At 41.9% G+C, this 20888-nt stretch carries 16 protein-coding genes and 1 tRNA gene; 16 read left to right on the top strand and 1 reads right to left on the bottom strand.

The features are described from left to right. Positions 1–23 precede the first annotated feature (23 nt). The 12 genes from tuf to DS737_RS14565 all read left to right on the top strand — a co-directional run bounded on the left by tuf (position 24) and on the right by DS737_RS14565 (position 14660). The gene (tuf, locus tag DS737_RS14620; RefSeq protein ID WP_005081540.1) at positions 24–1214 is read left to right on the top strand and encodes an elongation factor Tu; all 1191 of its coding nucleotides are present in this window, start codon (positions 24–26) and stop codon (positions 1212–1214) included. A gap of 48 nt (positions 1215–1262) precedes the next feature. Then, a tRNA-Trp gene (locus DS737_RS14615) sits at positions 1263–1338 on the top strand. Between the two features lie 76 nt (positions 1339–1414). After that, the gene (secE, locus tag DS737_RS14610; protein ID WP_004637637.1) at positions 1415–1855 is read left to right on the top strand and encodes a preprotein translocase subunit SecE; all 441 of its coding nucleotides are present in this window, start codon (positions 1415–1417) and stop codon (positions 1853–1855) included. 6 nt (positions 1856–1861) lie between these two features. Beyond that, entirely contained in the window at positions 1862–2395 is a 534-nt protein-coding gene (nusG, locus tag DS737_RS14605) for a transcription termination/antitermination protein NusG (protein ID WP_004637638.1), read from the top strand. Between the two features lie 111 nt (positions 2396–2506). Next, the gene (gene rplK / locus DS737_RS14600; RefSeq protein WP_004637639.1) at positions 2507–2935 is read left to right on the top strand and encodes a 50S ribosomal protein L11; all 429 of its coding nucleotides are present in this window, start codon (positions 2507–2509) and stop codon (positions 2933–2935) included. 3 nt (positions 2936–2938) lie between these two features. After that, positions 2939–3634: a 50S ribosomal protein L1 gene (rplA, locus tag DS737_RS14595; protein WP_004637640.1), complete on the top strand. Its 696-nt coding sequence runs from the start codon at positions 2939–2941 to the stop codon at positions 3632–3634. Positions 3635–3883: 249 nt separating this feature from the next. Then, positions 3884–4390, top strand: coding sequence for a 50S ribosomal protein L10 (gene rplJ / locus DS737_RS14590; RefSeq protein WP_004876417.1), 507 nt, complete (start codon positions 3884–3886; stop codon positions 4388–4390). A 42-nt stretch (positions 4391–4432) separates the two neighbouring features. Then, positions 4433–4804: a 50S ribosomal protein L7/L12 gene (rplL, locus tag DS737_RS14585; protein WP_004637642.1), complete on the top strand. Its 372-nt coding sequence runs from the start codon at positions 4433–4435 to the stop codon at positions 4802–4804. Positions 4805–5112: 308 nt separating this feature from the next. After that, positions 5113–9201, top strand: a complete 4089-nt coding sequence (gene rpoB / locus DS737_RS14580; RefSeq protein ID WP_113997832.1) for a DNA-directed RNA polymerase subunit beta — start codon at positions 5113–5115, stop codon at positions 9199–9201. Between the two features lie 172 nt (positions 9202–9373). Further along, complete coding sequence (rpoC, locus tag DS737_RS14575; RefSeq protein WP_004637644.1) at positions 9374–13567, top strand: DNA-directed RNA polymerase subunit beta'; 4194 nt, start codon at positions 9374–9376, stop codon at positions 13565–13567. A 166-nt stretch (positions 13568–13733) separates the two neighbouring features. Beyond that, a complete protein-coding gene (locus tag DS737_RS14570; RefSeq protein WP_004637645.1) occupies positions 13734–14099 on the top strand; it encodes a hypothetical protein in 366 nt (121 codons plus the stop codon). 204 nt (positions 14100–14303) lie between these two features. Further along, on the top strand, positions 14304–14660 hold the full coding sequence (locus tag DS737_RS14565; RefSeq protein ID WP_004637646.1) for a YMGG-like glycine zipper-containing protein: 357 nt from the start codon (positions 14304–14306) through the stop codon (positions 14658–14660). Between the two features lie 76 nt (positions 14661–14736). On the opposite strand, the gene DS737_RS14560 is transcribed toward DS737_RS14565, so the two are convergent. After that, positions 14737–15252, bottom strand: a complete 516-nt coding sequence (locus DS737_RS14560) for a DUF4442 domain-containing protein (RefSeq protein ID WP_171265869.1) — start codon at positions 15250–15252, stop codon at positions 14737–14739. 94 nt (positions 15253–15346) lie between these two features. Here DS737_RS14560 and DS737_RS14555 point away from each other — a divergent pair, with 94 nt between their 5' ends. The 4 genes from DS737_RS14555 (at position 15347) to htpG (ending at position 20834) form a co-directional block, all read left to right on the top strand. Then, a complete protein-coding gene (locus DS737_RS14555; RefSeq protein ID WP_005087961.1) occupies positions 15347–16219 on the top strand; it encodes an alpha/beta fold hydrolase in 873 nt (290 codons plus the stop codon). Positions 16220–16295: 76 nt separating this feature from the next. Continuing rightward, a complete protein-coding gene (locus DS737_RS14550) occupies positions 16296–17660 on the top strand; it encodes a Na+/H+ antiporter family protein (RefSeq protein ID WP_004637649.1) in 1365 nt (454 codons plus the stop codon). A gap of 482 nt (positions 17661–18142) precedes the next feature. Continuing rightward, entirely contained in the window at positions 18143–18745 is a 603-nt protein-coding gene (locus DS737_RS14545; protein ID WP_004637650.1) for an OmpW/AlkL family protein, read from the top strand. 169 nt (positions 18746–18914) lie between these two features. Next, complete coding sequence (htpG, locus tag DS737_RS14540; RefSeq protein WP_113997831.1) at positions 18915–20834, top strand: molecular chaperone HtpG; 1920 nt, start codon at positions 18915–18917, stop codon at positions 20832–20834. Positions 20835–20888 lie beyond the last annotated feature (54 nt).

Raw genomic sequence — 20888 nt, 5'->3', positions numbered from 1 at the left:
CGACGTAAACGAGGAAAATCAAAATGGCTAAGGCTAAGTTTGAACGTAACAAACCACACGTAAACGTGGGTACAATTGGTCACGTTGACCATGGTAAAACAACTTTAACTGCTGCGATTGCAACAATCTGTGCAAAAACTTACGGCGGTGAAGCGAAAGATTACTCGCAAATCGACTCTGCTCCTGAAGAAAAAGCACGTGGTATTACAATTAATACTTCACACGTAGAATACGATTCTCCAATCCGTCACTACGCTCACGTAGACTGCCCGGGCCACGCCGATTATGTTAAAAACATGATTACTGGTGCTGCTCAGATGGACGGCGCGATCCTTGTATGTGCTGCGACTGATGGTCCAATGCCACAAACTCGTGAACACATCCTTCTTTCACGTCAGGTTGGTGTACCTTACATCATCGTATTCTTGAACAAGTGTGACCTTGTTGATGATGAAGAATTACTTGAATTAGTAGAAATGGAAGTTCGTGAACTTCTTTCTACTTATGACTTCCCAGGTGATGACACTCCAGTAATCCGTGGTTCTGCGCTTAAAGCGTTAGAAGGTGATGCTGGTCAATACGGTGAGTCTTCAGTTCTTGCACTTGTTGAAGCGCTTGACTCTTACATTCCTGAGCCAGAGCGTGCGATCGACAAAGCATTCTTGATGCCAATCGAAGACGTATTCTCAATCTCTGGTCGTGGTACTGTAGTAACAGGCCGTGTTGAGTCTGGTATCGTTAAAGTAGGCGAAGAAGTTGAAATCGTTGGTATTAAAGATACAGTTAAAACAACTGTAACTGGCGTAGAAATGTTCCGTAAACTTCTTGACGAAGGTCGTGCGGGCGAGAACTGTGGTGTTCTTTTACGTGGTACCAAGCGTGAAGACGTACAACGTGGTCAAGTACTTGCTAAACCAGGTTCAATCAAGCCACACACTAAATTCGATGCAGAAGTATACGTACTTTCTAAAGAAGAAGGTGGTCGTCACACTCCATTCCTTAACGGTTACCGTCCACAGTTCTACTTCCGTACAACTGACGTAACTGGCGCGATCAAATTACAAGATGGCGTAGAAATGGTAATGCCTGGTGACAACGTAGAAATGTCAGTAGAGTTAATCCACCCGATCGCAATGGACCCAGGTCTACGTTTTGCGATCCGTGAAGGTGGTCGTACTGTAGGTGCTGGTGTTGTTGCGAAAGTAACTGCATAATAGATTATGAAACTCAAATCGGAAGCTTCGGCTTTCGATTTGCATCATAGGTCAGTAGTTCAATTGGTAGAGCGTCGGTCTCCAAAACCGAATGTTGGGGGTTCGAGTCCCTCCTGACCTGCCACTTTTTTTAAATAAAAACGCTTGATTCTGGCTAAGTTGTCATATAATAAGTCGCGAATTCTACGACGAGTAAAAAAATGTCGAATGATAAATCGCGTGACGCATCGAGCGACGCGCCAATCCCTCAAAGAAATAACGCTGCAGAAATTGTAAGCTCAGGTTCTCCATTAGATGTTGTCTTATGGTTGATTGCATTGACTTTGCTGATTGGTTCAGCAATGGTAAATCAGCATTTACCTGCCTATTGGGCACCAGCAAATGATATTTGGGTGCGCATTGGGGTAATTTTGGCTTGTATCGCGGTCGCTTTAGGTTTATTATACGCCACCCATCAAGGTAAAGGCTTTGTGCGTTTATTGCTAGATGCGCGGATAGAACTACGTCGAGTGGCTTGGCCGACAAAACAAGAGACGATGACCACCTCGTGGCAAGTTCTTGTGGTTGTAATTGTAACAGCAATCGTATTGTGGTGTTTTGATTACGGGTTGGGCTGGTTTATTAAGTTAATTATCGGGTAAGGTGCGATGAAGCGTTGGTATATTATTCATGCCTATTCAGGTTTTGAAAAGCAAGTGATGCGTTCGCTTAATGAACGTATTCAACGTAGCACGGTAGCTGATAGCTTTGGTGAAGTTCTTGTTCCTACTGAAGAAGTAGTTGAAATGAAGGACGGTAAAAAGCGCAAGTCTGAGCGTAAATTCTTTCCTGGCTATGTGCTAGTCGAAATGGAAATGAATGATGATACTTGGCACATCGTGAAAGAGTGTCCGAAAGTTCTTGGTTTTATTGGTGGAACACCAGAAAAACCTGCGCCAATCACTCAGCGTGAAGCTGATGCGATTCTTGCTCGTGTACGTAATCTTGGTGAAGCACCTCGTCCTAAGACGATGTTTGAACCAGGTGAAGAATTGCTCGTTATTGATGGTCCGTTCACTGACTTTAAAGGGGTCGTGGAGGAAGTTCAATACGATAAGTCACGTTTAACGTTGACAATTAATGTATTTAATCGACCTACTCAGGTTGAGCTGGAATTTCGCCAAGTCGAAAAAACAGTTTAATTTGAACTGGTTGAGAAGCGCCCGATTTGATCGGGCATTGTTGTTCTAACACTTCGGTGTTGTTTAATTTTTGGGGAGCCTAGCGGCGCTTGTACCCAGAGGTAATTTTCAATGGCTAAGAAGATTGACGGCTATATCAAGCTGCAAGTTCCAGCTGGTAAAGCAAATCCATCTCCACCAATTGGTCCTGCTTTAGGTCAACGTGGTGTAAACATCATGGCATTCTGTAAAGAATTCAATGCTGCTACACAAAAACTTGAAGTTGGTTTGCCAATTCCTGTCGTGATCACTGTGTACAACGATAAGTCGTTCACATTCATCATGAAAACTCCACCTGCATCTATTCTTCTTAAGAAAGCTGCTGGTATTCAAAAGGGTTCTTCTGTACCAAACAAAACTAAAGTTGGTAAGTTGACTCGTGCTCAATTAGAAGAAATCGCGACTACTAAAGAACCAGACTTAACTGGTGCTGATTTAGACGCTCGTGTGCGTACCATCGCTGGTTCTGCACGTTCTATGGGCTTGGAAGTGGAGCTATAAGACATGGCAAAGTTAACTAAACGTCAAAAAGCCATTGCTGCAGCTGTAGAAGCAAACAAAGTTTACACTTTGGAAGAAGCAGTACAAGTTCTTAACAGCTTACCAGCTGCGAAGTTCAAAGAATCTTTAGATATCGCTGTAAACCTTGGCGTAGACCCACGTAAATCTGATCAGGTTGTTCGTGGTGCGACAACTTTACCAGCAGGTACAGGTAAAACTGTACGTGTTGCAGTTTTTGCTCAAGGCGCTGCTGCTGAAGCTGCGAAAGAAGCAGGTGCTGACGTTGTTGGTTTTGATGACCTTGCTGAAAGCATTCAAGGTGGAAATCTTGACTTTGATGTCGTAATTGCTGCTCCAGATGCAATGCGCGTTGTTGGTAAGTTAGGTACTATTCTTGGTCCACGTGGCTTAATGCCAAACCCTAAAGTGGGTACAGTAACGCCTGACGTTGCTAACGCGGTTAAGAATGCGAAGTCTGGTCAAGCACGTTACCGTGTAGACAAAGCAGGTATCATCCACGCTGCAATCGGTCAGCTTGGTTTTAGCGAAGAAGCAGTACGTCAAAACGTTGAAACTTTAATTGCAGATTTAAAACGCTTAAAGCCTGCAACGTCTAAAGGTGTATACGTTAAAAAGATCACTTTGAGCTCAACTATGGGTCCTGGTTTGATCGTTGACGTAAGCAACGTTTCTAAGTAATTAGACAGAATTTTAAAGCCTTAGACTTTTTCTTTGAAAAAGTCTAAGCAAACTTTGAATTGATAAATGAATATTTATCAGCGTCAAAGACCTCAGGCGAGAAATATTTTCGAATGTTTTTCTTAATCTTCCAGTCTGAGTAGACGCGGTGGTGTGATTTATTCCTCCTCCGCGTGTAAGTCTTAGTCAGACTTACGAATTGGGAGTGCATCTTTTGGGATGCATAAATCACCGTTAGGAGGTTTTACGATGGCTCTTCTTATCGAAGACAAAAAACAGATCGTTGCAGAAGTAAACGAAGTTGCTTCTAAAGCGTTCTCTGCCGTTGTTGCTGACTATCAAGGCTTAACTGTAGAGCAATTAACAACACTTCGTGTTGAAGCTCGTAAGTTAGGTGTTACTACACGTATCGTGCGTAACACTTTGGCTAAGCGTTCATTTGAAGGTACTCAATTTGATATCTTGAATGACGACCTTGTTGGTCCAACAATTCTCGGTTTCTCTACTTCTGAAGACGACATGGGTGCTGCTGCACGCTTGTTCGAAGAATTTGCGAAAACTAATAAAGCATTTGAACTTAAAGCAGCTGCATTTGATGGCAAGCTTTATAAAGGTGCTGAAGTTAGCGTAATTGCAAACCTTCCGAACCAAGAGAAAGCGCTTACTATGCTTGCCTCTGTTCTTCAAGCTCCTATTTCGAAATTGGGTCGCCTCATTACAGCGCTCAAAGAGAAAAACGAGTCAGAAGCGGCTTAATCCTATTTTCACACCATTCAATATCCATTTGGAGTTATTCTCATGGCTTTAACAAACGAAGAAATCTTAAACGCAGTTGCTGAAAAAACAGTTCTTGAACTTGTTGAATTAATTTCTGCTTTCGAAGAAAAATTTAACGTATCTGCTGCTGCTGTAGCTGTAGCTGCTGCTCCAGGTGCTGGCGCTGCTGCTGCTGAAGAACAAACTGAATTCAACGTTGAGTTGACTTCTTTCGGTGCTAACAAAGTTGCTGTAATTAAAGCAGTTCGTGAAGCTACTGGCCTTGGTCTTAAAGAAGCTAAAGATCTTGTTGAAGGCGCTCCTGCTGTTCTTAAAGAAGGCGTTTCTAAAGAAGAAGGCGAAGAACTTAAGAAGAAGCTTGAAGAAGCTGGTGCTACAGTTACACTTAAGTAATGCTGTAGGGAGTCGATTTTTTGAAAATCGGCTCCAAAAAATGGCTGATGGCTCTTGGGTCATCAGCCTTTTTGCGTTACAATAATCGGCTCGTTTTTTGTTAGTTTTGCGTTTTTGACGCATATAATTAGAACAAACGGCTAAATATCAAACGCTTACCAATATTTTTTTGCTTATAAAAATATTGTTAAGCGTTTTAATACCACTAAAAATTGCAGCATTTGTAAACAGTGGTGGCCATATCGGCTTGCGTAATTCCTTCTAAGCCCGTTCTGCAGGCGGCTTAGTTTACTTTCCGAGGACTCCAGATGGCATACTCATATACCGAAAAGAAACGGATTCGTAAGAATTTTGGTAAATTGCCCCACGTAATGGAAGCACCGTACTTACTTTCGATTCAAGTCGATTCGTACCGTACTTTCTTACAAGGTGGCAAAACTCCAAAAAATCGCGAAGATATCGGTCTCCAAGCCGCATTTCGTTCAGTTTTTCCTATTGAAAGTTATTCTGGCAATGCTGCTTTAGAATTTGTTGAGTATAGTCTTGGTAAACCAGAGTTTGACGTACGTGAATGTATTTTACGTGGTTCAACTTATGCGGCACCAATGCGCGTAAAAATTCGTTTGATCATTAAAGATCGCGAAACCAAATCAATTAAAGACGTTCGTGAACAAGAAGTTTACATGGGTGAAATGCCACTCATGACCGATAACGGTACATTCGTTATTAACGGTACTGAGCGTGTAATCGTATCTCAATTACACCGTTCGCCAGGCGTATTCTTTGATCATGACAAGGGTAAGACCCACTCAAGCGGTAAAGTGTTGTATTCAGCACGTATTATCCCTTACCGTGGTTCATGGTTAGATTTCGAATTTGATGCTAAAGATTTAGTATTCGTACGTATTGACCGTCGTCGTAAATTATTGGCGACTGTGATTTTACGTGCTTTAAATTATACCAATGAGCAAATCCTGAATTTGTTCTATGAAAAAGTACCTGTCTATTTAGATATGGGCAGCTATCAAATTGATCTCGTTCCAGATCGCCTACGTGGTGAGATGGCGCAATTTGATATCTTAGATAACGATGGCAAAGCGATTGTTGAACAAGGCAAACGTATTAATGCACGTCACGTACGTCAAATGGAAGCAGCGAACTTAGCGAAGCTTTCAGTACCTGATGAATACTTGTATGAGCGTATTACAGCTGAAGATATCACATTGAAAGATGGTGATGTGATTCCTGCAAATACGGTGCTTAGCCATGAAGTGATGGTGAAAATCGCTGAAGGCGGCGTGAAACAGTTTAATATTCTGTTCACCAACGATATCGATCGTGGTCCTTTCGTTGCGGATACTTTACGTGCAGATACAACAACAGGTCGTGAAGAAGCACTTGTTGAAATCTATAAAGTCATGCGTCCAGGTGAGCCGCCAACGAAAGAAGCTGCTGAAAACTTATTTAATAACTTGTTCTTCTCTTCTGAGCGTTATGACCTGTCTCCAGTGGGTCGTATGAAGTTCAACCGTCGTTTGGGTCGTCCTTACGAAGTGGGTACTGATCAGAAGTCTCGTGAAATTGAAGGTATTTTATCACACGACGATATCATTGATGTACTTCGTACATTGGTGGAAATCCGTAACGGTAAAGGTGAAGTCGATGATATCGATCACTTAGGTAACCGTCGTGTACGTTCTGTTGGCGAAATGACAGAAAACCAATTCCGTGTTGGTTTAGTGCGTGTTGAACGTGCTGTTAAAGAGCGCTTAAGCCAAGCAGAAACAGATAACTTGTCTCCGCAAGATTTAATCAACGCAAAACCAGTTGCTGCTGCGATCAAAGAATTCTTTGGTTCAAGCCAGTTATCTCAGTTCATGGACCAAAACAACCCATTATCTGAGATTACACACAAACGTCGTGTGTCTGCGCTTGGTCCTGGTGGTTTGACGCGTGAGCGTGCGGGCTTCGAAGTACGTGACGTACACCAAACTCACTATGGTCGTGTTTGTCCGATTGAAACGCCTGAAGGTCCAAACATTGGTTTGATCAACTCGCTTTCTGTGTATGCAAAAGCGAACGACTTCGGTTTCTTGGAAACACCGTATCGTAAAGTTGTAGATGGCCGTGTAACAGATGACGTTGAATACTTATCTGCAATTGAAGAAGTAGGGACTGTCATTGCACAAGCCGACTCTGCAGTTGATAAAGATGGTAATTTAACTGAAGAAATGGTTTCTGTGCGACATCAAGGTGAATTCGTACGTATGTCGCCTGAACGCGTAACGCATATGGATGTTTCTGCACAGCAGGTAGTATCAGTTGCGGCATCATTGATTCCATTCCTTGAACACGATGATGCGAACCGTGCATTGATGGGTTCGAACATGCAACGTCAGGCTGTTCCTACATTACGTGCTGACAAGCCGCTTGTTGGTACAGGTATGGAAGCGAACGTAGCGCGCGACTCGGGTGTGTGTGTGATCGCAAACCGTGGTGGTGCGATTGAGTATGTAGATGCATCTCGTATCGTTATTCGTGTCAACGAAGATGAAATGATTGCGGGTGAAGCAGGTGTAGATATCTATAACCTGATCAAATATACACGTTCAAACCAGAACACATGTATTAACCAGAATGTCATCGTGAACTTGGGCGACAAAGTTGCTCGTGGTGATATCTTGGCTGACGGTCCTTCGACTGACATGGGTGAACTTGCGCTGGGTCAAAACATGCGCGTCGCGTTCATGACATGGAACGGTTATAACTATGAAGACTCGATTTTACTTTCTGAGCGTGTTCTTCAAGAGGATCGTTTAACGTCGATTCACATTCAAGAATTGTCATGTGTAGCACGTGATACTAAGTTAGGTGCAGAAGAAATTACTGCCGATATTCCTAACGTTGGTGAAGCTGCACTGTCTAAATTGGATGAGTCAGGTATTGTTTATATTGGTGCTGAAGTAACCGCAGGTGACATCCTTGTTGGTAAGGTAACACCTAAAGGTGAAACTCAGTTAACTCCTGAAGAAAAACTGCTTCGCGCAATCTTTGGCGAAAAAGCGGCAGACGTAAAAGATTCATCTTTACGTGTTCCGTCTGGTACCAAAGGTACAGTGATTGACGTTCAAGTCTTCACACGTGATGGTTTAGAAAAGGACGAGCGTGCTCAAGCAATTGAAAAAGCTCAACTTGATGCATACCGTAAAGACTTGAAAGAAGAATACAAAATCTTCGAAGAAGCAGCACGTGAACGTATTGTTCGCTTGTTGAAAGGTCAAGAGTCAAATGGTGGCGGTACAACTAAGCGCGGCGATAAACTCTCAGAAGATGTATTGTCTGGTTTAGAGCTTGTTGATTTACTTGAAATCCAACCAGCTGATGAAGCGATTGCTGAACGTTTAACGCAAATTCAAGTGTTCTTGAAAGAGAAGAGCATCGAAATCGATGAGAAATTTGCAGAGAAGAAGCGTAAGCTTTCTACAGGTGATGAATTAACAACGGGTGTATTAAAAGTTGTTAAGGTTTACCTTGCGGTTAAGCGTCGTATTCAGCCTGGTGATAAGATGGCGGGTCGTCACGGTAACAAGGGTGTGGTATCAAACATCTTACCTGTAGAAGACATGCCGCATGATATTCACGGTGTACCAGTTGATATCGTATTGAACCCATTGGGTGTACCATCACGTATGAACGTGGGTCAGATTCTTGAAACTCACTTGGGTATGGCGGCGAAAGGTCTGGGTGAGCAAATTGATAAGATGCTCCAACAGCAACGTACGATTGCTGAATTGCGTGCGTTCCTCGACAAGATTTACAACAAAGTTGGTGGCGAACAAGAAGATCTTGATAGCTTAACCGACGAAGAAGTTTTAAAACTTGCAGGTAACCTGCGTGCAGGTGTGCCTTTGGCGACACCAGTATTTGATGGTGCTGAAGAAAGTCAAATTAAAGAGTTACTTGAGCTTGCTGAATTGCCACGTACTGGTCAAACCGTATTGTTTGATGGTCGTACTGGTGAACAGTTTGATCGTCCTGTAACTGTCGGTTATATGTACATGCTCAAATTGAACCACTTGGTTGATGACAAGATGCATGCGCGTTCAACTGGTTCTTACTCACTAGTGACACAACAGCCGCTTGGTGGTAAAGCACAATTCGGTGGTCAGCGTTTCGGTGAGATGGAAGTATGGGCACTTGAAGCATACGGTGCAGCATATACGCTTCAAGAAATGCTTACTGTGAAGTCGGATGACGTTGAAGGTCGTACACGCATCTATAAGAATATTGTAGATGGTAACCATTATATGGATCCGGGTATGCCTGAATCGTTCAACGTATTGACCAAAGAGATCCGTTCTTTAGGTATCAACATTGAACTGAAAAATGGTGACTAATTAGCCATTAATCCCCCCTAAGCCCCCTTTATGAAAGGGGGAGTTCCCACTCGAAAGAGTAGGGGCTTCCCTCCTTAGAAAAAGGAGGGACTGAGGGAGGATTATTCAGTTAAAAAACAATATTTGTGACCCAGTTGAGTGAGTGTAGCTCCTCGACACACGGAGAAAAAAATTGAAAGACTTGCTCGATATCATGCGTAAGAAAACGGATTCAGAAGGTCATGCACCCGTTGAATTTGACCGTATCCGTATTGGTCTTGCGTCGCCAGAGATGATTAAGTCATGGTCTCACGGTGAAGTTAAAAAGCCTGAAACCATTAACTACCGTACTTTTAAACCTGAACGTGACGGTTTGTTCTGTGCCAAAATTTTTGGTCCAGTAAAAGATTACGAATGCTTGTGTGGTAAATACAAGCGTATGAAATACAAAGGCGTCATTTGTGAAAAATGTGGCGTTGAAGTTACAACAGCAAAAGTTCGTCGTGAGCGTATGGGTCATATTGACCTTGCATCACCAGTTGCACATATTTGGTTCTTGAAATCATTACCGAGCCGTATCGGTTTACTGCTTGATATGACATTACGTGATATCGAGCGTGTATTGTATTTCGAATCTTATGTTGTTACTGATCCTGGTATGACTCCGTTTGAAAAGTATCAACTTTTAACAGACGAAGAATACTACAATGCACTTGAAGAACACGGTGATGAATTCACTGCGAAAATGGGTGCAGAAGCAGTTCAGGATTTATTAAAAGATATCGATCTTGAAGCTGAGATTGCGCGTTTACGTGAAGAAATTCCGCAAACAACGTCTGAGACGAAACTTAAAAAAGCGTCTAAGCGTTTGAAGTTGATGGAAGCATTCAAAGATTCGAACAATAAGCCTGAATGGATGGTGATGAACGTACTTCCTGTACTTCCACCAGACTTACGTCCGCTTGTACCACTTGAAGGTGGTCGTTTCGCGACTTCAGACTTGAACGATTTATATCGTCGTGTGATCAACCGTAACAACCGTTTGAAGCGCCTTCTTGACCTTGCTGCGCCAGACATCATCGTACGTAACGAAAAACGTATGTTACAAGAGTCTGTTGATGCGTTGCTTGATAATGGCCGTCGTGGTCGTGCGATTACAGGTTCGAACAAACGTCCATTGAAATCTTTGGCAGATATGATCAAAGGTAAACAAGGTCGTTTCCGTCAAAACTTGTTAGGTAAGCGTGTTGACTATTCTGGTCGTTCGGTAATTACTGTAGGTCCTACTTTACGTCTGCATCAATGTGGTCTTCCGAAGAAGATGGCACTTGAATTATTCAAGCCATTTATTTTCGCGAAATTACAAGCCTCTGGCCAAGCAACAACCATTAAAGCTGCGAAGAAAATGGTTGAGCGTGAGACGCCAGAAGTTTGGGACGTTCTTGCTTCCGTGATTCGTCAACATCCAGTGATGTTGAACCGTGCGCCAACACTTCACCGTTTGGGTCTTCAAGCGTTTGAACCTATTCTGATCGAAGGTAAGGCGATCCGTCTTCACCCACTCGTATGTGCTGCGTTTAACGCTGACTTCGATGGTGACCAAATGGCGGTACACGTTCCATTGACACTTGAAGCACAGCTAGAAGCGCGTGCGTTGATGATGTCAACAAACAACATCTTGTCACCAGCCAACGGTGAGCCAATCATCGTTCCTTCTCAGGACGTGGTCTTGGGTCTTTACTACATCACGCGTGATGCGGTAAATGCCAAAGGTGAAGGCATGGTGTTTGCTGATACTCACGAAGTGAACCGTGCGTTGGCGACTGGCAAGGTTGCGATCCATGCACGTGTTAAAGTACGTGTACACCAAACTGTAATTGATGAAAATGGTGAGCGTGAACAACAAACGATTATTGTTGATACGACACCTGGTCGTTGCTTGTTGTGGGAAGTTGTTCCACAAGGTTTAAGCTTCGATATGATCAACCTTGAGATGACTAAGAAAAACATCTCGAAGTTAATCAACTCTTGCTACCGTAAGCTTGGTTTGAAAGACACTGTTATCTTCGCTGACCAATTGATGTATTTGGGCTTCCGTCAAGCGACGCGCTCAGGTGTATCTGTTGGTATGGAAGACATGTTAATTCCACCAACTAAACAAGTTATTATTGACAAGGCAGAAACAGAAGTTCGTGAAATCGAACAACAGTTTGAGCAAGGTTTCGTAACTGCTGGTGAGCGTTATAACAAAGTGGTCGATATTTGGGCGCGTACCAATGACCAAGTTGCTAAAGCGATGATGGATAACTTGTCTTATACACTTGTGAAAAACAAACAAGGTGAAGATGAGAAGCAGAAATCATTCAACAGTATCTACATGATGTCTGACTCAGGTGCCCGTGGTTCGGCAGCTCAGATTCGTCAGCTTGCAGGTATGCGTGGTTTGATGGCGAAACCAGACGGTTCGATTATTGAAACCCCAATTAAAGCAAACTTCCGTGAAGGTTTGACAGTACTTCAGTACTTCATCTCGACACACGGTGCACGTAAAGGTTTGGCCGATACGGCATTGAAAACAGCAAACTCTGGTTACTTGACTCGTCGTCTTGTAGACGTAGCGCAAGACTTGGTAATTACTGAACCTGACTGTGGTACAGCAGGTGGTTTAGTGATGACTCCGTTCATTCAGGGTGGTGATGTCATCGAGCCATTACGTGACCGTGTATTAGGTCGTGTAACAGCTGAAGATGTACGTCGTGCTTCTGATGATGAAGTAGTATTACCTCGTGGTACGCTCATTGACGAGAAAATCGCTGCTCAGCTTGAAGAAGCGGGTGTCGATGAAGTTAAAGTACGTTCTGTAATCGCTTGTGAATCTACATTCGGTGTGTGTGCACGTTGTTATGGTCGTGACCTTGCACGTGGTCACTTGGTAAATCCAGGTGAATCTGTGGGTGTTATGGCTGCGCAGTCAATTGGTGAGCCAGGTACACAGTTAACGATGCGTACCTTCCACGTCGGTGGTGCTGCGAGCCGAACTTCTGCTGCGAACAGTGTTCAAGTTCGTAACAAAGGTACTGTACGTTTCCACAACGTGAAAACTGTACAGCATGCCAAAGGTCACTTAGTGTCAGTTTCGCGTTCAGGCGAAATTGGTATTGCGGATGACTTAGGTCGTGAGCGTGAGCGTTATAAGCTTCCTTATGGTGCAAGCATCTTAATCAAAGATGGTGAGTCTGTAGAAGCTGGTGGTATCGTAGCGACTTGGGATCCACATACCCATCCACTTGTTACTGAGGTTGCAGGTAAAGCACGTTTCAGCCAGATCGCTGATGGCGTAACTGCGACATCGAAAACTGATGATGCAACAGGTATGACCACTGTTGAAATCTTGCCTGTAACAGCGCGTCCTGCTTCTGGTAAAGATTTACGTCCTGCAATCGTGTTGGATACAACTGATGGCGGTGAACAGTTCTACTTCTTGCCACAGAACACAATCGTAACAGTCCGTGATGGCGAAACGATTGGTGTGGGTGACGTTATTGGTCGTGTACCACAAGAAACTTCACGTACGCGTGATATTACCGGTGGTCTTCCACGTGTAGCTGACTTGTTCGAAGCACGTAAGCCGAAAGAACATGCGATCCTTGCAGAAGTATCAGGTGTTGTAAGCTTCGGTAAAGAAACCAAAGGTAAGAACCGTTTAGTGATTACACCGGATGACGGTTCAGAGATCTACGAAGAATTGATTCCTAAATGGCGTCAAATCAACGTGTTCGAAGGTGAGCATGTAAACCGTGGTGAAACCATTTCTGATGGTCCACAAAACCCACATGACATTTTACGTTTGAAAGGTGAAGTGGCATTAACTAACTACATCGTGAACGAAGTTCAAGACGTTTACCGTCTCCAAGGTGTAAAAATCAACGATAAGCATATTGAAGTTGTTGTACGTCAAATGTTGCGTAAAGTTGATATTACTGATGGCGGTGATACAAGCTTCATCAAAGGTGAGCAAGTGGATTACATCCGCGTTGTTCAAGAGAACCAAGCTGTGTTGGCTCAGAACAAGTTCCCAGCGAAGTTTGAACGTCAGTTAATGGGTATTACTAAAGCATCGCTGTCTACTGACTCGTTCATCTCTGCTGCATCGTTCCAGGAAACCACACGTGTGTTAACTGAAGCGGCTGTAACAGGTAAAGAAGATGACTTACGTGGCTTGAAAGAAAACGTTGTTGTGGGTCGCTTGATCCCAGCTGGTACAGGTCTTGCGTATCACTTAGAGCGTCGTCGTCAAGAAGCAGAAGCTGCTGAATTTGAACTTCACAATGATTTTAGTGAAGTTGACCAAGCATTTAGTCAAGCGTTGAACTCAGACCAGTTCTAAGTCTTAACGAATTAGAAAGGCACCTTCGGGTGCCTTTTTTAATGGAGAAAATACGAGCAAAATATTACAAAAAAAGGGTATAGCACTCGCATTTGGTTACTTGATCTGAGTAAAAGCTTCATCAAAGCATATTATTCTAGCGGCATATAAAAGCGGAGTATTTCAAATGAAAAAAATGATGATTCTAATGGGTGCGGTATTGATGTCATCGACAATCTTAGCGGGTTGTCAACATGCAAGTCCAGAAAGTAAACGTATTGGTGCTGCTGCAATTGGCGGTGGTGCAGGTGGTGCTGTAGGTAAAAATCTAGGTGGTAATTTAGGTGCAGGTCTTGGTGCTGCTGTAGGAGCTGGTGTTGCTGCGAATACGAAAGGTGCGAACAGTAAGAATACGCGTAATAGTGCAATAGGTGCTGGCGTAGGTGCATGGTTGGGTGGCGCAGTATTAGGTGGTGAAGCTGGTGCTGCAACAGGTGGTGCGCTAGGTGGTAGTGCTGGTGCAGCTTATGGTGAGAAAAAAGGTAAGTACTAATATCGGCTCAGTACTGCTTAAATAATTCAAAAGCTCTTATGATGATAAGGGCTTTTTCAGTTTTGCTTTTAGTGATGTGGTCATCAAGGCAACGACTTTACAAAATATCAATCGATTGGGACAGACTGGTAACACAATGTGATCAAATTCCCCATAAAAGAAGATTATGCTTTTCAGTAGAGCATAAAAGGAGTGAGTACGATCATGAAAAAAACAATCGGTTTAGTATCTACTTTAATGTTATCGGCGGTGATGTTTACAGGCTGTCAAAATATGAGTGCATCTGATCAGCGTATTGGTGCAGCAGCGTTAGGCGGAGCAGTTGGTGGCGGTGTAGGTAACCATGTTGGTGGCGGTTTGGGTGCAGGTGTTGGTGCCGCAGCAGGTGCAGGTGTTGGTGCAAATGCTAAAGGTGGTAGTAGCAGTACAACCACGAGCAGTGCAGTCGGTGCTGGTATTGGCTCCGTGGTTGGAAAAGCAATTTTTGGTGGTGACTCAGGTGCTGCGATTGGTGGTGCAATCGGTGGTGGTGCTGGTGCTGCTATCCAAGAAAAGAAATAGTGTTGAGCATATATCTACACTTTACGAGAGCTAAGAAAATGCCTGAAAAAATAAATTTCAGGCATTTTGTTTTGAATCAGTGTTGGTTTGAACTGGCTTTGGGTTTTTTACGTCGAATATAAAGTACTTTTTCGACTTCTGCGATTCGTGTACCCGCCTCATCAATGATATTCAAAGTGTAATGTCTATAGACTGGTTCATAATTTGCGGTCAAGCATTTAATTTCCGCAATTTCATCGGCACTCAATTCTATGTCTGCATACACCGTATTTCGACCTGGAGAGAGGAAATTAATCGAGGCACTTTTATCCCAAACAATATATTTGTGACCTAGATGATGCATCAGAAGAAGCATATAAAATGGGTCAACCATTGAATAAAGACTGCCTCCGAAGTGTGTACCTACGATATTACGATTTTTTCGTGTCAGTGGCATTTTGACGCGAATAAAATAGTTCTCTAGGTCGATGGTGTCTATCGCGATACCTGCACCACGATAAGGTGAATAATGGTTGATGATAAATTTAGACACAACTGGAATGGTGCGAATTTTTTTGAAAAAGGCTTTCATGGTCAATTTTTTTTCTTGCAACTCTATTCATACTCCATAAGTATCATTTTTATTGCATCGCTGGCAATGGCTGTTTTATGACCAAGCCACTTAAAAAACAAAATGGGAAAAAGTTATGCAAGTACAAGTAAAAACAGTGACCACATCTGACCAACAAACCTTATGTGTTAAAACATGGGGAGATCAGCAAAAGACACCATTGGTTTTGGTGCATGGATATCCAGATAACCAAGAAGTTTGGGAACCGATCATCGAGAAATTAGTAAATGATTACTTTGTTGTAACTTATGACGTACGTGGTGCGGGCTTATCGTCAATTCCAAAACGTATTAAAGATTATCGTTTGCCGCGCTTATCTTTAGATCTACAAGAAGTGGTTGATCAAGTTTTACCAAACCGCAATTTCCACATGGCAGCACATGATTGGGGATCTTTACAGTCATGGGAATCAGCAACGGAGCCGAAACTCAAAGGGCGTTTGTTGTCTTATACAACGATTTCAGGGCCTTGTTTAGATCATGCATCTTTATATTTACGTGAAAAATTCAAATCCGCACCAAGCAATGTTTTGAAAATGTTAACGAAATCTTGGTATATCGGCGCATTCCATTTACCTTTGCTTGCCCCGACCGTATGGACATTTTTTAGCCCAGAAAGATGGGGGAAAATCTTGAGTGGTCTTGAGAAGAAGCAAGGTTTACCATTGAATGCAAATATTGTTGCGGATGGTAAATATGGAATTAATTTGTATCGTGCTAACTTTATTCCATCCTTAACTCAGCCACGTCAGCGCTATGCACAATGTCCTGTTCAGGCAATTGTATTACGTCGTGATGCCTTTGTAAGTCCAGAATACATTACTGAATCAATGCCAAAATGGGTTGAAAATTTTGAGTATGTAGAGTTGGATGCAAATCACTGGGCGGTACTGAGTCAACCTGAAAAAATTGCGGATTATATTCGCCAATTTATCGTGAAAAATGCATAAATAAAAAACATCAGATAGCAATCGCTCAATTTAAACTCTGCTAAAATGGCGCCCTCGTTTCATTTAGTTCAGAGTTATGTTTGCAATTATTGCAGCGGTTGCTGTCATGTTCGGCCTCTCCTTGGGGCGTGTTCCAGTGGTATTTGCATTGGTCATTGGTGCTTTGACTGGCGGATTATTGGCTGGTTTAGGGCTACAAGGCACTTTAGATGCATTCAACAATGGTTTGGGTGGTGGTGCGAAAATCGCACTCGCTTATGGTGTTTTAGGTGCGTTTGCCTTAGCTTTGGCTCGTTCGGGATTGCCTGATCTTCTGGCCTACAAACTGGTTAAAAGTCTTAAAAATGATGCAGATATTCGTGCGCAAAAGCAGGTGAAATTTCTCATTTTTAGTACCATCGGACTCGCTGCTATTGCATCGCAGAATGTTATTCCTGTACATATCGCTTTTATTCCTGTACTCATTCCACCGTTACTCATTGTGTTTAATCATTTACGGTTAGACCGTAGAGCGGTAGCTTGCGTGCTTACATTTGGCTTAGTCGCAACTTATATGTTCTTGCCGATGGGATTTGGCGCAATATTTTTGAATGATATTCTCGCACATAACATCAATCATTTTGGTCAGAGTTATGGTTTGCAAATCAGCAATGATCAAATTCCTCGCGCTATGATTATCCCTGTGGGGGGGATGTTTCTTGGCATGTTGACTGCTTTATTTGTGAGCTACCGTAAGCCACGAGTATATGAAGATAAGCCCTTGCATAATGTGACACGAAGCATCGTGGGCGAAATGGCACAGGAGCAACAAGCACCACAAATTGCACGATTTACCTTATTTATGGCAGCTTTTGCCGTGATTGCAACCATTATTGTTCAGCTTTACTCGGATTCTATGATTGTTGCTGGATTAGTGGGCGTTGCAATTCTGAGTTGTGCTGGGATTTTTAAATGGAAAGAAGCTGACGATGTTATCGTGAGTGGAATGAGAATGATGGCATTGGTCGGCTTTACCATGATTGCAGCTCAAGGTTTTGCTGCGGTGATTGAGGCAACACATCAAGTTCCTGAGTTGGTAAAAGCGACTGCAGGATGGATTGGGGATAGTAAGGCACTTGCTGCTTTTGTGATGTTGTTGGTTGGATTATTGATTACTTTAGGGATTGGTTCTTCATTTTCCACGGTGCCAATTTTGGCAATCATGTATGTACCTTTGTGTTTGCAATTCGGTTTTAGTCCTATGGCAACAATTGCGCTTATAGGAACGGCTGCTGCTTTGGGAGATGCAGGCTCACCAGCATCCGATTCGACGCTTGGACCAACTTCAGGTTTAAATATCGACGGGCAACATGATCATATGCGAGATACGGTTGTCCCGACATTTTTACATTTTAATCTGCCATTATTGGTTTTTGGGTGGATTGCAGCGATGGTTCTATAGGAAAGAATAAAGAAGGCTCTTTTAGGGCCTTCTTATATTAAGAAATAATAAAGTATAAAACTCAGATTAAAAGATATTTTCTATTCGCTAATTAATAATCGAAACGATTTTAAAAAGATGGAGGATAAAAATAGATAGAAACTTAATGATTAGGTATTAAAGTGACATTTTTTGACTTTGTTGTGATTTGTTTTCCATTTTTTTTATAAATTTAAACTAAAATATATAAAATAAACTCCATTTAAAACGATGTGTTTTTAATGCTTAAAGTTGATAAAAAAGCTTGGTTTTCATAAGTTTAAACCAAACTAAAATGCTAGGTTTTAGTTTTTGTTACATATATTTACAAATATATATCCTTTTGAATCATATGCTTGAAAATATGATTAAAATAGTCAGAATTAATATGTATTGCATAATTTTAAAACTCATGATTATTATAAATATGTAAGTTTTTATTTTTTATTAAAGAGGTTATTTAAATGTTAAAAAAATTATTAGTTGTTAGTTTATTGGGGATGTCTTCAACTGTTTTTGCTGGAGGTTTCCAGGTTAAAGTCGGAGCAAGTGTTATTGCACCAACAGATAAAACAACCATAGCTGATGTGGGAACTTTAAAAGCAGATTATGAATTTGCTTTTACACCGTCAGTCGAGTACTTTTTCGGGGATACACCATTCTCAGCTGAATTATTACTAGCAACACCAATATCACATGATGTTTCTTTAGACGGAACGAAAGTGGTGAAGCTTAAACATTTACCACCTACCATTACTGCCAAATATAATTTTAAGAACTCAACTGCTTTTACGCCTTATATCGGTGTGGGTGGAACCGCATTTCTTGCATGGGATGAAAAAACAGTCGGTCCGTTATCAGGTGAGAAAATTAAAGTGAAAGATGACTTCGGTTTTGCGGGGCAACTCGGTTTTACTTTCCAGCCTGCTGATGCGAAAAATTGGGGGGTATTCTTTGATGCACGTTATGCTCAATTAAAGCCTGAAGTAAGATTAAATGGTACAAAACTGACTGACTTAGATATCAATCCAATGGTATATACACTTGGTTATAGCTATAAATTCTAAGCTTCATTCGTTCTTTAAAACCTCACAAATGTGAGGTTTTTTTGTGGTTATGATCTTAATTTTGGATTGATTCGATGTAAAAATTCAAAAACAAGCATTGAAAAATTGGAGTTATCCACCATTCATAAATCATTCCAAATAGATAAGCCTCACAAATAAGGAGTGATGTATGAGTGAACAAGCCTCACAGAATTATAGTTTCCAAGCTGAAGTTGCTCAGTTATTGCATTTAGTGACGCATTCTCTTTATTCCAACCCAGAAATTTTCTTGCGTGAACTCATTTCGAATGCGTCAGATGCTTGCGATAAATTACGCTTTGAGGGGATTAATCACCCTGAATATTATGAAAATGATCCAAACTTACGTGTGCGTGTAACACTTGATAAAGACAGTAAGACACTGACAATTTCTGATAATGGTATTGGTTTAAGTCAGCAGGAAGCGATCGATAACCTCGGAACGATTGCAAAATCTGGTACCAAGGATTTCATGTCTAAACTCACAGGTGATCAAAAAGCAGATGCGCAGTTGATTGGTCAGTTTGGTGTAGGCTTTTACTCAGGTTTTATTGTTGCTGATAAAATTACCGTTGAATCTCGTCGTGCGGGTTTAGATGTAGCAGAAGGTGTACGCTGGATCAGTGGTGGAACAGGTGAGTTTGAAGTTCAAAGCATCGATAAAGAAACTCGTGGTACCGACATTATTTTACATTTACGTGATGATGCACTTGAATACTTAGAATCTTGGAAAGTTAAACAAATCGTTAATAAATATTCAGACCACATCAGTTTGCCGATTGAAATGCAAAAAGAAGTCTGGCAAGAAGAAGAGGTCGCTGAGGGTGAAGAGCCAAAAGGCGGTCAAATGGTCAAAACTGATGAATGGGAAGCGATTAACTCTGCAAGTGCATTATGGACACGTAGCAAGAGTGAAATCACTGAAGAACAGTATATCGAGTTTTATAAGAATTTAAGTCATGATTTTACTGAACCTCTCGCTTGGACACACAATCGAGTAGAGGGAAGTACTGAATATACGCAATTGCTGTACATCCCAAGTCAGGCAAAACAGGATTTATTTACTCGTGAAGCCAAAGCCGGCATTAAGTTGTATGTAAAACGTGTATTCATCATGGATGAAGCAGACAACTTGATTCCAAACTATTTACGTTTTGTCCAAGGTATAGTGGATAGTGCCGATTTACCATTGAATGTCAGTCGTGAATTACTACAAGAAAGTCGTGATGTGAAAACCATTCGTGAAGGGAATGCGCGCCGTGTATTAACCTTATTAGATGGTTTGGCAAAATCAGAAGATGAAAAAGACCAAGAGAAATTTAAAAAATTCTATTCAGAATTTGGTTCTGTACTTAAAGAAGGTTTAGGTGAAGATTTTGGCAATCGTGAACGTATTTTGAAACTATTACGTTATGCGACGTCAAATAATGATGAGATTTCAACTTCTTTTGCGGACTACAAAGCACGTATGAAAGAAGGGCAGAAAGCAATTTATTACGTGACTGCCGATAGCTTAACGGCTGCAAAAAATTCACCGCAGCTTGAGTTGTTTAAGAAAAAAGGCATTGAAGTATTGTTAATGGCAGATCGCGTTGACGACTGGGCAATGAATTTTGTGCATGAGTTCGATGGTACACCATTACAGAATGTCTCTAAAGGCGCCGTGGACTTAGGTGATTTACAAGATGCTGAAGAGAAAAAAGCACTTGAAGAAGCCGCAGAGCAATTTAAACCAGTCGTTGAGCGTTTAAGTAACTCATTAAAAGACAAAACTAAAGAGGTTCGTGTCACTACACGTTTAGTTGACTCTCCTGCGTGTTTAGTCACCAGTGAGGGTGAACTTTCCCCTCAATTGATTCGTATGCTGAAGCAAGCAGGGCAAGCAGTTCCAGAGGTTAAGCCGACTTTGGAAATTAATCCAGAGCATCCATTGGTGAAAAAACTTGAGAGCTCAGCGCAATTTGATGATCTTGCGAATGTAATCTTTGACCAAGCGGTGATTGCAGAAGGTGGTTTACCTGAAGATCCTGCTGCTTATGTGAAGCGTATTAATGAGTTGTTGTTGAAGTAAAATAAATTATTCGGAAAACCTCTGCTTTGTTGGCAGAGGTTTTTATATTTATGG

The organism is Acinetobacter haemolyticus, assembly GCF_003323815.1.
In the GTDB taxonomy this organism is placed as follows: domain Bacteria; phylum Pseudomonadota; class Gammaproteobacteria; order Pseudomonadales; family Moraxellaceae; genus Acinetobacter; species Acinetobacter haemolyticus.
The sequence above is the reverse complement of the archived record's forward strand: the minus strand, read 5'-3'. Positions and strand labels throughout refer to the sequence as shown.

Bases quoted from the DNA above. Each gene is read 5' to 3' on its own strand.
- tuf (WP_005081540.1), top strand. From the start codon at position 24: ATGGCTAAGGCTAAGTTTGAACGTAACAAACCACACGTAAACGTGGGT.
- secE (WP_004637637.1), top strand. From the start codon at position 1,415: ATGTCGAATGATAAATCGCGTGACGCATCGAGCGACGCGCCAATCCCT.
- nusG (WP_004637638.1), top strand. From the start codon at position 1,862: ATGAAGCGTTGGTATATTATTCATGCCTATTCAGGTTTTGAAAAGCAA.
- rplK (WP_004637639.1), top strand. From the start codon at position 2,507: ATGGCTAAGAAGATTGACGGCTATATCAAGCTGCAAGTTCCAGCTGGT.
- rplA (WP_004637640.1), top strand. From the start codon at position 2,939: ATGGCAAAGTTAACTAAACGTCAAAAAGCCATTGCTGCAGCTGTAGAA.
- rplJ (WP_004876417.1), top strand. From the start codon at position 3,884: ATGGCTCTTCTTATCGAAGACAAAAAACAGATCGTTGCAGAAGTAAAC.
- rplL (WP_004637642.1), top strand. From the start codon at position 4,433: ATGGCTTTAACAAACGAAGAAATCTTAAACGCAGTTGCTGAAAAAACA.
- rpoB (WP_113997832.1), top strand. From the start codon at position 5,113: ATGGCATACTCATATACCGAAAAGAAACGGATTCGTAAGAATTTTGGT.
- DS737_RS14570 (WP_004637645.1), top strand. From the start codon at position 13,734: ATGAAAAAAATGATGATTCTAATGGGTGCGGTATTGATGTCATCGACA.
- DS737_RS14565 (WP_004637646.1), top strand. From the start codon at position 14,304: ATGAAAAAAACAATCGGTTTAGTATCTACTTTAATGTTATCGGCGGTG.
- DS737_RS14555 (WP_005087961.1), top strand. From the start codon at position 15,347: ATGCAAGTACAAGTAAAAACAGTGACCACATCTGACCAACAAACCTTA.
- DS737_RS14550 (WP_004637649.1), top strand. From the start codon at position 16,296: ATGTTTGCAATTATTGCAGCGGTTGCTGTCATGTTCGGCCTCTCCTTG.
- DS737_RS14545 (WP_004637650.1), top strand. From the start codon at position 18,143: ATGTTAAAAAAATTATTAGTTGTTAGTTTATTGGGGATGTCTTCAACT.
- htpG (WP_113997831.1), top strand. From the start codon at position 18,915: ATGAGTGAACAAGCCTCACAGAATTATAGTTTCCAAGCTGAAGTTGCT.